This is a genomic window from Amycolatopsis sp. BJA-103 (genome assembly GCF_002849735.1).
Lineage (GTDB): Bacteria > Actinomycetota > Actinomycetes > Mycobacteriales > Pseudonocardiaceae > Amycolatopsis.
The window spans coordinates 9,184,246-9,195,672 of record NZ_CP017780.1 but is presented as its reverse complement, the minus strand read 5'-3'; the positions used below and the strand labels follow the sequence as shown (position 1 = coordinate 9,195,672).

The window sequence follows — 11,427 nt, the reverse complement described above, 5'->3', positions numbered from 1 at the left end:
GGTGGCTGTTGTGATGATCGTCGTGAACTGGTGGCGCAAGGGGAAGAAGTCCGGCAAGACGCTGAAGCTCGTGCGGCGTGCCCGGCTGGTCCCGGCCGTCCCCGGCGACGCTCTGCTGTCGGCTTCGGTCGATTTCGACGGCGAGCTGATCGCGCTGTGGGCCGCCAAGGCCGACGTGGACGCCGTCGCGGGACGCGTCACCGGCCCCGGCGGCGCGATCTTCCCGACCACCAGGCCCTCGCGACCCGTCCCGGCGCGAGCGACCCGTCATGCGCCGGACACCCGTCTGGTGGCCGAGATCGCCGAACTCGCGGTGGCGAACCCGAGCGCTCACGCGATGCCGGGCGGGCGGATCCTGATCGTCGGCGCCCGTGCGGAATGGCGGCCGGAAGGCGCGGACCGCAACGCCGTCCTCTACGAGCCCGACGGGACCATCGTCGCCAGGAGCACCTTCGGCGACGGCATCGAACACGTCATGCCGAGCCGGGCGGGGAACATCTGGGTCGGTTACTTCGACGAAGGCGTCATGGGCAACTTCGGCTGGGGCACCATCGACGATGGCCCCACGCCACTCGGCGACGCGGGCCTGGTCCGGTACGCCCCGGACCTCTCCCCCGACTGGTGGTTCCCCTACGAAGGCGAGACCTGGGACAGCATCGACGACTGCTACGCGCTCAACGTCGACGAGGAAACCGCCTGGCTCTGCTACTACGGCGAGTTCCCCCTGGCGCGCGTCGAGAACGGCGTGGTCACGGTGTGGGACAACGAGATCAGCGGTGCCCGGGCGCTCGCCGTCTCCGGTGGGCACGTCGCCTTCTGCGGCGGCTACTCGCCCGAGCGCGACAGGCTCGTCATGACACGGCTGGAGGACGGCCGAGTCCGGATCATCGACGAACACCGGATCGCGCTTCCCGGTGGCAAGCCGCTTCCCCAGCGGTATCGCATGATCGGCCGCGGCCCGGTCCTGCACCTCGTCACCGACGACGCCTGGTACCGGCTGAACATCACCCACCTGCTGTGACGTCGATCACCAGGACCCGACGGGTGTGCTTTCACTGCGAAACGGTGCGCCACCCCATCGGGTAGGAATCGCGTCCGGATCACCGAATTCGACCCCTTCATCGTGACGGAGTGTCGCAGTCTCCGACGGTAAACGATTGCCGCACCCGCTCGTGCGTGTGCGGTGCCGTGACGTGCGTTCGGAACGCTCCGTCGTCGCGCTGCTACAGTCCGTGCTAGTTCGGTTTCCGTAGCGTTTCCGGATATTTCCCACGATTATCTCGCCGAATTCCGGCAATTTCCTCAGAAAAGGCATCACTTGACGGAGCTCACTCGCCCGTGGAACGTGACCGCGTTCCTCGGGGACGACACCTGTCTGCTCGACTCCGTACGCGAACTCCGCGCACGGATCCTGTTCGACCGCGGCCGCCGTCCGGCCTTTCGCCGGGCGGACGGTTCGCACACCGACGACCAGGATCTCGACTTCGGGGCCTGGCATTTCATCGCGCGGCAGCATCCGGACGGCCCGCCGCTCGGCTACATCCGGCTCTCCACCCCGGCCACCGGCGGAAGCTTCCAGTCGCGGGCCTACCTCGGCACCGAACGGTACGAGGAATTGCTTGCCGCACAAGGCATCGAGCCCGGTCACGTCTTCGAGCACAGTCGGCTCGTCGTCGAGCACCGGTCCCGGAAACTCGGGCTCGGGCAGTACCTCAACGCGCTCGCGATCGGCGCCGCGCACCACCTCGGCGCCCACGCGATGATCGGCACTTCGGGCACGAAGGACGGCCAGGACCGCTTCCACGAGCAGTTCGGTTTCCGCGCCATGCCGGGCACTCGCCGCTATGTCGAGCAGTACACCGAAGACGTCGTGATCATGTTCCATCGCGTCGCCGAAGGAGCCGGACGCCACCACGAACTCGTCACCCGGCTACGGGACGCATTCCCCCGGATCGCCGCTTCCACACCGGCCGCGCTCACGGCCGGGCCGCCTTCGGGCAGGCCCGCGCCCGCCGCGCTCACCGAGGCCTCCGGACCCGATCGCGACGTGTGGCGTCCGACCCTGCTCGCACCCCGCGATCCGGCGGATTTCGCCGCCCTGACGGCGTTGCTGGCCTCCGGTGACGTCCGCGAAATCCACGACACCATCGACGAGCAGCTCGCCGAGCTGATCCGCAGCCGCGAACCGTGGTGCCGGGACACGGCCGCGATCGAGGACCGGAAACGGGAACAGCTCGCCGGGCTGGCGCACTGGGAGTACGGCACGTGGGCCTGGTACCCGTGGTCGCGGCGGCTCGTGCACGTCCTGCCGCGTGACGAATTCCGGCTCGTGCGCACGGATCGCAACCGCGGCAAGGTCGACCGGCCCGAACAGCGCCGCCTGCTCGGCAAGCGCATCGGGATCATCGGTCTCTCGGTCGGCAACAGCGCGGCGCTCACGTTCGCGCTCGAAGGCATCGGCGGCGCTTACGCGCTGGCGGACTTCGACGACTTCAGTCTCTCGAACCTGAACCGGCTGCGCGCGGGCGTGCACGAACTCGGTGTCAACAAAGCGGTCCTGTCCGCGCGCCAGATGTTCGAGATCGACCCGTACCTCGACATCGAGATCCACCGGGGCGGCCTGACCGAGGACAACATCGAGGCGTTCTTCACCGGCGGGATCGACCTCCTGATCGAGGAGTGCGACACCCCGTGGGTCAAGATCGCGGCCCGCGAATACGCCCGTGACCTGCGCATCCCGGTCGTCATGGACTGCAACGACCGCGGCATGCTCGACGTCGAACGCTTCGACCACGAGCCGGATCGGCCACTGCTGCACGGCCTGCTCGGCGACATCAAATCCGTGGACGTCGCCGAGCTGAGCCACCAGGAGAAGGTCGACCTGATCCTCGCCATGGTCGACGCCGACCGGATCAGCCCGGAACTGGCCGCCTCCTTCGGCGAACTCGGCCGCACGCTGAGCAGCTGGCCGCAACTGGCCTCCGGGGTCGCGCTGGGCGGCGCGCTCTGCGGCGAGGCCGCGCGGCGCATCCTGCTCGGCCTGCCGTGCGCGTCCGGCCGGTTCTACACCGACCTCGACCGCCAGCTGAGCCCGGAGCGGAGCACCGTCACGTGACCGCGCTCCCCGTGCGGATCGCCGGCACCGGCGTCCACCTGCCACCGGACGTCGTCACCAACCGGCGGCTCGCCGAAACCCTCGACACCTCCGACGAGTGGATCGTGAACCGCACCGGGATCCGGGAACGCCGTTGGCTGGCCCCGGATCTCGCCACCTCGGACATGTGCGTGGCCGCCGCGCATCCCGCGCTCGCGGCCGCGGGATGCGCCGTGCGGGACGTCGACGCGATCATCGTCGCGACCTACACCTACGACCAGCCGCTGCCGTCGACTGCCCTGATCGTCAAAGAGGCGCTCGGCGCGTTCCGGGCGCTCACCTTCGACATCACGCAAGCGGCCTGCGCGAACGGTGTCCAGGCGTTGTTCCTCGGCTCCTTGCTGGTGCGAACCGGTGCGGCGGAACGGGTCCTGGTGATCGCGGCCGACAGCGCGTCCCGCGTGACCGATCCGGAAGACCGCACCACCCGGGTCTTCTTCGGTGACGCCGCCGGCGCCGCCGTGCTGACCCGGGCGACGGCGCCCGGCGCCGGACTGCTCGGCTGGGACTTCGGCGCCGAACTGTCCTACGACGTCGAGATCCCGGCAGGCGGCTCGCGGCAGCCCGCCGGGGCGACGACGTTCGCGGACAGGCGGCACTACCTCAAAATGAACGGCAGGACCGTCTGGGACACCGCCACCCGATGCCTGCCGGACAGCGTCCTGAACGCCACCGCCCGGGCCGGGCTGACGGTGGACGAAGTGACCCATTTCTTCCTCCACCAGGCCAACCTGAACATCGTGCAGGCGGCGATGGACAAACTCGGCGTGCCGCGCGACCGCGCGCCGATCACCGTCGACCGGCTCGGCAACACCGGCTCGGCGGGCGTGTTCACCGTGCTGCACAAGGGTTTCTCGGAGGGCTCGGTGCGGCCGGGCGACGCTTTCGTGGTGTCGGCGATCGGGGCGGGCTTTCAGTGGGGCACTTTGTGCTTCAGGGCTTAGGGGTGCTTTAGGTTGTCTCGTGAGCGGTAAGGACGGTTCTAGCCAAAGGGGCCTTAGATACCTGCTGGCTGGGTTGGTCGCAGGTCCGTGAAGGCCTCCTTGCCTACCCTGAAGGTAGGGAAGGAGGCCTTCACGGACTACGTGATCTCCCTCCGCAGCCTCAGCGACACCCGCCAGCCCCAGCAGTCACGGGCGGCGGCGCGCAAAGGGCCACTTCCCCGAGTACATGCAGGACCCCTTCCTGTACCTAGGCGCAAGGAAGGGGGCCTTCATGTACTCGGGCCGCGCCAGCCAGCCCGGGTGTCGCGAAAGCCACTTTCGGGACGTCTGATGTCCCGAAAGTGGCTTTCGCGACACGGCCGCTGGACAGCACGAACTTGCGAACACTCGCACGCAGAATCCAGCAGGTACCTAAGACACCCTTGGCTCTAACCGTCCTTACCACTCACGAGGCGCCCCTCTCCGCACTCGCTGAGCGGAATTGTCGCGTGAATGTGTACTACGTGAATATGCGGTTCTGTTGTGCACGAAGCATCACCGGTTGATCCACCACAGCCAATGGAAAGTCCAGATCGCCCAAGACGGACTACCCGAATTCACCGCACCCGCCTACCTCGACCCCACCGGCCGACCGAGGCGCAACACCATGCACCTCAGGGCATAGGCCGACCTGAGCTCCTCTGTCACGCGGGACCCGGCTCACCGGCTCCGGATCTCGGTCCCCTGCTTCAGGTTCGTCACCAGCGCCGTCGACTTGCCCGTGACGGCAGTCGCGAGCGTGCGTTCGAGGCCGGGCAGCCTTGCCGCGCGCAGGAAGACCCGGCGCGCCTGGAGAAGGAACCGGTTCGCGGGCAGGAACCAGCGCGCTCCACGGCGGGCGACTTGCTGCTTCTCGGTCACCACCGGACGCACCAGCTCTTCGTACTTCGCGAAGGCGTCCTCGATCGAGTGTGCTTGCGTGAGTTGTTCGGCCAGGACGAACGCGCCCGCGATTCCCAGGGAAGCGCCCTGTCCGGCGAGGAGTGAGACGGCGTAGCAGGCGTCGCCGACGAGAACGACCCGGCCGCGGCTCCACGACGGCATCTCGATCTGCGCGACCTGGTCGTAGTACACCGCTTCGGCGGGCGGGCACAGGTCGAGCGCTTTCGGCACGGCCCAGCCGAGGGAACCGTAGGTCGCGCGGAGGGTCTCTCGTGCGTTGCTCGGCAGGGCCGGATCCGGGGTGCGGTGCACGGCGAACGCGGCGAGCTTGCCGTCGCGGAGACCGTAGAAGCCCATCTGCATGCCGATGGTGTCGGTGAGGCAGAACCGCTCCCCCACCCGCTCGCGGATCTCTTCGTCCTCGAAGACGAACGCGGCCGTGTGGAACCCGAGGTATCGCAAGAACCGGTCTTCGGCACCGAAAACCAGCCGCCGGACGGTCGAATGGATTCCGTCGGCCCCGACCAGAAGATCGGCTTCGAGCTCTTCGCCGTCCGTCAACGTCACGCGTACGCGGTCGCCGAGATCCTCGACTCCCGTGACCCCGGAACCGAACCGGACGTCCACTGTGGACGGCAGTGCCGTGCGCAGCACCCGCTCCAGATCGGGCCGCATGATGCTGCACAGCCTGCCCCGCAGCGACTTGCCGAAGCGGACGTAGTCGATCGCCGCCCGGCGGCGGCCGCGCTCGTCCAGCAAACTCGCTTCGTCCACTCGGTACGCCACGTCCTCGACCTCGGGCAGCAGGCCCATTTCCTCGACCGCGTCGAAACCCGGGCCGAAGAAGTCGATCATGTAGCCCTGTTCCCGCGGTCCCGCGGCACGTTCGAGCACCACGACTTCGACATCCCGCGCCGCGAGCCGGTGCGCCAGTGCCAGCCCGGTGATCCCGGCACCGCAGATCGCCACCTTCATGGAATCCCTCCCTTTCGATTCAGCGGACCAGCCGGTGCAGGACGGCCGAGGTGGCACCGCCGCCGGACTCCGGTTCGAGCGCGCGGTGCAGCAGAAGCCCGTCCACCGTGGCGAAGAGCACCGCGGCCGTGCCCTCGGCGTCGGCCACTCCATGCTCCGCCAGCCAACCGCCGAACCTGGCGCGCAAACCGGCGAGGATCTCCCGGATGCCTTGACGCAAGGTGTCGTCACGGGTCGCGGCCAGGTATGCCTCGGCGAACAGCAACGACATCGGATCGGTGCCGGTGTATTCGCCGACCGACGCGAGCAACGCGTCCACCGCGTCTTCGGGTGTCCCGGCGGTTTCCAGCGCCGGCTCGAAAGCACCGGCGACCTCGCCCATCGCCCCCAGCACCGCCTCGATCAGCAAGGCCTGCAGCGAAGGGAAGTGGTAGTGCACGACGCTCGGGGTGACCCCGGCGCGCTCGGCCAGGATCCGGGTGCTGACCGCGGACCAGCCGAGTTCGGGCACCAGCGTGACCGCCGCTTCGAGCAGTCGCCGTCGCGCGAGTCGGCCACGTTCCGCGGCCGGGGAGCCTGCCACCATCGCCTCCTAGGGCGTTCGTCCTGTACGACTGCCCTGATCGTACGCCCGGTTCCGATCGGCTCGCAAACTCGGTGGTCACGGCAAGTCGGCCTAGGCCCCGCATACCTCGACTAAGTTCCGGGAGAACCGAACGCGGCAAAATTGACCTCGTTGCGCATCGGAGCCATCGCGAGGCTTGCTCTTCCGAACTCACTTTGGAGGACAGATGGTCTCGAAGCCCCGCGTCGCGCTGGGAATGCTCGTACTGGTCGCGCTGGCGGGCGGATTGATCGCGCTGCTGGTCTCTCTCGACGCGAGCGCCTTCTGGGTCAAGACCCTGCCGATCGGCGTGCTGGCGGGCGGAGCGGCCTTGGCTCAGTCCCTCGGGTTCTTCAACAAGCCCTCGAAGGACAAGGGGACCGGTCCCCACGCCCGCCGTTAGCGTCCTTTCGGTGACCGAACTGGGTGCCTACGTCGAACGCTTCGAGACGAACTCCCGCAGCCGCGCGCTCCGGGGGCTGGCCGCGATGGCGATCGGCGCCCCGATCGCCCTCTTCGGAATCGTCCTGTTCCTGATGGGACAGGAGGCCGGGGTCTTCGGCGGGGAGATGTTCCTCGGTCTCGTCATCGGTTGCGGGCTGGGGCTGATGCTGATGGGCGGCTGGCTCTGCTGGCAGGCCGTCGGCAAACGGGGCGAGACCTTCACGCTGTACGAGCGGGGATTCGTGCACACCTGGCGCCGGTCGACCACCATCGTGCCGTGGGATTCGATCGAGGTGGTCGTCGACCACACCAAGAGCAACATCCTCGCCAAGACTCTCGGCGGCGATGTCGGTTGCGTCGTCAAGCTCGCGGACGGCCGGAAGATCCTCATCAACGGATTCACCGAAGGCGCCGCCATGCTGACCTACGACATCTCCGAAGCGGTCCGGCGACGTCCCGTCTGACCCACGGCAACCTTCCGGCCCCGCCGCGCGTTCTCCCTGAACGGGGAGGAGCGGGTCATGGAGATCATCGTCGCGAACGAACTGGGCGTCCGGGCCGTGGTGCTGACACTGCGGGCCAAGGGATCGGCGCTCGATTTCCGGCTGTTCCCCATGGTGCACATCGGGACGCAGGCCTATTTCGACACCGTGCGGCGGCAGGCGAACGAGTGCGACGTGGTGGTGGCCGAGGGGGTCGGCGACGCGAAGCCGGTGTCCCGGCTGACAGCGAGCTACCGGCTCGCCGCCCGGAACAAGCGCCTCGGGCTGGTGGTGCAGGACTTGAAGGCCGGCACCTTCACCGTGCCGACCGTCCGCCCGGACCTGGACGGCCCGGGGTTCACCGAAGGCTGGCGCCGCGTCCCCCTCGGCGACCGGTTGATGATGTCCGTCCTCGCACCCGCGCTGGGGGTGTTCCTGCGCGGCTTCGGCACCCGCGGGATGCTGGCGCGGTTTCTGACCGTCGACGACGAAGACGACTCCTGGGTCGAATCCGCCGAGGCCATGCCCGAGTTCGACGACCTGATCAGCGTCAGCCGCGACAAGCTCCTCGTGGACGCGCTGGCCGGGCTGCACGAGCAGCGGCATCACGAGCCGGGGACGATCGGCGTGGTCTACGGCGCCGAGCACATGCGCGCGGTCGTGCGCGAACTCCGCGCCCGGTTCGGCTACGTCGTGCGGGACGCGGAATACGTCACCGTGTTCACGCTCTGACGGTCGTCCTTTGTGGACTGGGCGCGAAGGTCCGGCGGTAGTCCTGCGGCGAGACGCCGACGACCTTGTGGAAATGGTGGCGCAGCAGGGCTCCCGAGCCGAAACCGCAACGGCGCGCGACCTCGTCGACGCTCATCGTCGTCTCCTCCAGCAGGGACCTCGCGTGCAGTACCCGTTGCGTCGAAAGCCATCGGTGCGGCGTGGTCCCTGTCTCGGCGACGAACTTGCGGGCGAAGGTGCGCTCGGACATCTGCGCGCGGCGGGCGAGATCGACGACGGGGTGTTCCCGCTCGATGGTGTCGAGCATCCAGGTGAGCACCGGCTGGAGGCTGTCGCTGGTGCACTCCGGAATCGGCACCTCGACGAACTGACGCTGCCCGCCCTCGCGCTGCGGCGCCACCACCATGCGCCGGGCGATCGCGGTGGCCGCGGCGGACCCGAGTTCGCGCCGGACCAGGTGCAGGCAGGCGTCGATGCCGGCGGCCGTCCCCGCGCTGGTGATGATGTCGCCGTCGTCGACGTAGAGGACGTCCGGGTCCAGCTGTGCCCGGGGGAAGCGCTTCCGGAACCCGGCGCTGTGCCGCCAGTGGTTCGTGCACCGCCGCTCGTCGAGCAGGCCCGCGGCGCCCAGCACGAACGCGCCGGTGCAGACGGAAAGCAGCGTGGCGCCTCGCGCCGAAGCCGCACGGAGCGCTTCGAGCACCGCCGGCGGGTACTCGTCGCGCACGTCGCAGGCGGGGACGACGACGAGGTCCGCGTCCTCCGTCGCTTCGAGGCCGAGCTCCGGGGTCATCTTCACGCCGTGCCCGAGGCTGAGCGGCACTCCCGCCCGCTCCCCGCACACGCGGAAGTCGAGCAAGGGCACCCCGTCGTCGGTGCGGTCGTAGCCGAACACCTCGCAGACGACACCGAACTCGAAGACGGCGAAATCGTCCAGCAGCACCACGGCGACGCTCTTCAACATGCCCGGGAGCATAGCTGGCAGGATTTTGACGCACAACGACAGGACTGCCACTTTTGGCAGGATCTCGGGTGGCGCAAACTTACTGCCATGACCGCAATCATCGCCTCCCTCGCCCTGATCGCCCTCGTCACCTACCTCCTGGAGCGCAACCACGAACGGCAAGGCCGTCCGACCGCGTCCGGCGGCGACCCGCTCGGCCGCCCGTTCTGGAGGGGTGGCGCCACCGTCTGAGCCCGCCGACGGCGGGGCCCGGTGTCATGAGCGACACGTCCCCCGCCGAAGGCGCGAACGAAGCCGATATCCGCCGAGGTCAGGCCCACAATCATGGGTTTAAACCTCTCCGCCCGTATTTTCTGCCGGTTACCAGTTTTCTGGTTAGGGTGCAGTGGTGCAAACGGGTTAACTCGGGCGGAAGGAGAACGCGCCGTCATCGGCGCGTGGCTGAACATGAGTTCGCAGGACGGTAAACAAGCGGAAGAAGGGGCCGTCGCGGAGACCGCGACAGACCTCGCCCACGCACCGGATACGACAGGTCCGGGGCATACCCCCGATGAACACGTCCCCCTCGCCTCCGAACGACCCGCCGAAACCGACCGGACCGTTTTCGGGGTGGCTGCGGCCCTCGCGCTCGCGATCATCGTCTGGGGCGTTCTCGCGCCGGAGAGCCTCGCGAACGTAGCGTCGACCCTCCTCAACGACGCCGTCATTCCTTACGGTGGCTGGGCTTTCGTCCTCACCGCGAGCGGTTTCGTTGTTTTCGCGGTCTGTCTGGCGATAAGCCGCTACGGCCGGATCCCGCTGGGCGCGGACAAGGAACTGCCCGAGTTCCGGACCTCTTCGTGGATCGCGATGATGTTCAGCGCCGGCATGGGTATCGGCCTGATGTTCTTCGGGGTGTACGAGCCGGTTTCCCACCTCGCGAGCCCGCCTCCGGGCACCGCGGCCCCGAACTCCGATGAAGCCGTCCACACCGCGATGGCGACGACGTTGTTCCACTGGACCGTGCACCCGTGGGCGATTTACGCCGTCGTCGGTCTCGCGATCGCCTACAGCACCTTCCGCAAGGGCCGCACCCAGTTGATCAGTTCGGTGTTCGCGCCGCTGATCGGCAAGCGGCGCACCGAAGGCCCGCTGGGCAAGGCGATCGACATCATGGCGATCTTCGCCACCCTGTTCGGTTCGGCCGCTTCCCTCGGTCTCGGCGCGCTCCAGGTCGGTGGCGGCATGGGCGCCGTCGGCTGGATCGACGACCCCGGCAAGGGCCTCCTGGTCGCGATCATCGCGATCCTCACCATCGCGTTCATCGCGTCGGCGGTGTCCGGGGTGGCCAAGGGAATCCAGTGGCTGTCCAACATCAACATGGTGCTCGCCGCGGTGCTCGCGGTGTTCGTGCTGGTGGTCGGGCCGACCGTGCTGATCCTCAACATCGTGCCGGGCGCGATCGGCGACTACTTCCGCGAGCTGGCGGAGATGTCCGGCCGCACCGGGATGACCGGCGGCGAGGAGATGCAGACCTGGCTCGGCGGCTGGACGGTCTTCTACTGGGCGTGGTGGATCTCCTGGACGCCCTTCGTCGGCATGTTCATCGCGCGGATCTCCCGCGGCCGCACCATCCGGCAGTTCATCTTCGGCGTCATCGCGATCCCGAGCATCGTGAGCCTGATCTGGTTCGCGATCTTCGGCGGCGCGGCGATCAGCAGGCAGCGGGCGGGCACGGACATCGCGGGCGCGGGCAGTGCCCAGTCGGCGACGTTCGAACTGCTCGAGACCCTGCCGTGGTTCATCCCGATCGCGATCCTGGTGATGATCCTGGTGTCCATCTTCTTCGTCTCCGGTGCGGACGCGGCGTCGGTGGTGATGGGCACCTTGTCCCAGCGCGGAAGCGTGCATCCGAAGAAGGGTGTCGTCATCTTCTGGGGCGTGCTGATGGGCGCCGTCGCGGCGGTGATGCTGCTGGTCGGCGGGAACAAGGCGCTGACCGGTCTGCAGAATCTCACCATCCTGATCGCGGTGCCGTTCGTCTTCGTGATGGTCGGGCTGTGCGCGTCGGTGTGGAAGGACCTGCGCAACGACCCGCTGATGAAGCAGGAAGACGCGATGATGCTGTCGCTGAAGGAACTGCACGAGGAACGCACGAACGGCCACGGCCGCCGTCGCATCCTCGGACGGTCGAAGCAGAAGTCCTGACTTCGTAAGTACAGGAAGGC

Annotated in this window: 11 protein-coding genes and 1 pseudogene; 9 read left to right on the top strand and 3 right to left on the bottom strand. The window is 68.1% G+C overall.

The window, feature by feature from the left end; genetic code table 11:
* Positions 1–10 precede the first annotated feature (10 nt).
* From BKN51_RS41675 to BKN51_RS44570, 4 genes and pseudogenes are all read left to right on the top strand, one after another.
* On the top strand, positions 11–1,021 hold the full coding sequence (locus BKN51_RS41675; RefSeq protein WP_146044388.1) for a hypothetical protein: 1,011 nt from the start codon (positions 11–13) through the stop codon (positions 1,019–1,021).
* A 297-nt stretch (positions 1,022–1,318) separates the two neighbouring features.
* Positions 1,319–3,115, top strand: a complete 1,797-nt coding sequence (locus BKN51_RS41670; RefSeq protein ID WP_101612783.1) for a ThiF family adenylyltransferase — start codon at positions 1,319–1,321, stop codon at positions 3,113–3,115.
* Positions 3,112–4,098, top strand: a complete 987-nt coding sequence (locus BKN51_RS41665) for a 3-oxoacyl-ACP synthase III family protein (RefSeq protein ID WP_101612782.1) — start codon at positions 3,112–3,114, stop codon at positions 4,096–4,098. Before BKN51_RS41670 ends, BKN51_RS41665 begins: the two co-directional genes overlap by 4 nt.
* Positions 4,099–4,612: 514 nt before the next feature.
* A pseudogene (locus BKN51_RS44570) lies at positions 4,613–4,762 on the top strand (HNH endonuclease signature motif containing protein); the annotation flags it as partial.
* 35 nt (positions 4,763–4,797) lie between these two features.
* On the opposite strand, the gene BKN51_RS41655 reads toward BKN51_RS44570, so the two are convergent.
* Both BKN51_RS41655 and BKN51_RS41650 read right to left on the bottom strand, forming a co-directional pair.
* On the bottom strand, positions 4,798–5,994 hold the full coding sequence (locus BKN51_RS41655; RefSeq protein ID WP_101612781.1) for an FAD-dependent monooxygenase: 1,197 nt from the start codon (positions 5,992–5,994) through the stop codon (positions 4,798–4,800).
* Between the two features lie 19 nt (positions 5,995–6,013).
* Positions 6,014–6,577 (bottom strand): TetR/AcrR family transcriptional regulator, encoded by a 564-nt coding sequence (locus BKN51_RS41650; RefSeq protein ID WP_101613790.1) that lies wholly within the window; start codon positions 6,575–6,577, stop codon positions 6,014–6,016.
* Positions 6,578–6,785: 208 nt separating this feature from the next.
* On the opposite strand from BKN51_RS41650, the gene BKN51_RS41645 reads away from it, so the two are divergent.
* From BKN51_RS41645 to BKN51_RS41635, 3 genes are read left to right on the top strand one after another with little or no spacing between them, the layout of a single operon-like run.
* A complete protein-coding gene (locus BKN51_RS41645) occupies positions 6,786–7,001 on the top strand; it encodes a hypothetical protein (protein WP_101612780.1) in 216 nt (71 codons plus the stop codon).
* A gap of 10 nt (positions 7,002–7,011) precedes the next feature.
* Entirely contained in the window at positions 7,012–7,506 is a 495-nt protein-coding gene (locus tag BKN51_RS41640) for a hypothetical protein (protein WP_101612779.1), read from the top strand.
* 57 nt (positions 7,507–7,563) lie between these two features.
* A complete protein-coding gene (locus tag BKN51_RS41635) occupies positions 7,564–8,256 on the top strand; it encodes a hypothetical protein (protein ID WP_101612778.1) in 693 nt (230 codons plus the stop codon).
* Here the strand turns inward: BKN51_RS41635 and BKN51_RS41630 are convergent.
* Positions 8,246–9,220 carry a GlxA family transcriptional regulator gene (locus BKN51_RS41630; protein WP_101613787.1) on the bottom strand — a complete coding sequence of 325 codons (975 nt, stop codon included), beginning with the start codon at positions 9,218–9,220 and terminating at the stop codon, positions 8,246–8,248. The two genes, BKN51_RS41635 and BKN51_RS41630, sit on opposite strands and share 11 nt — an antisense overlap.
* A gap of 87 nt (positions 9,221–9,307) precedes the next feature.
* On the opposite strand from BKN51_RS41630, the gene BKN51_RS43720 reads away from it, so the two are divergent.
* Together BKN51_RS43720 and BKN51_RS41625 are read left to right on the top strand one after the other, a co-directional pair.
* Positions 9,308–9,451 (top strand): hypothetical protein, encoded by a 144-nt coding sequence (locus BKN51_RS43720; RefSeq protein ID WP_168214514.1) that lies wholly within the window; start codon positions 9,308–9,310, stop codon positions 9,449–9,451.
* A gap of 216 nt (positions 9,452–9,667) precedes the next feature.
* Positions 9,668–11,407: a BCCT family transporter gene (locus BKN51_RS41625; RefSeq protein ID WP_174720520.1), complete on the top strand. Its 1,740-nt coding sequence runs from the start codon at positions 9,668–9,670 to the stop codon at positions 11,405–11,407.
* Positions 11,408–11,427 lie beyond the last annotated feature (20 nt).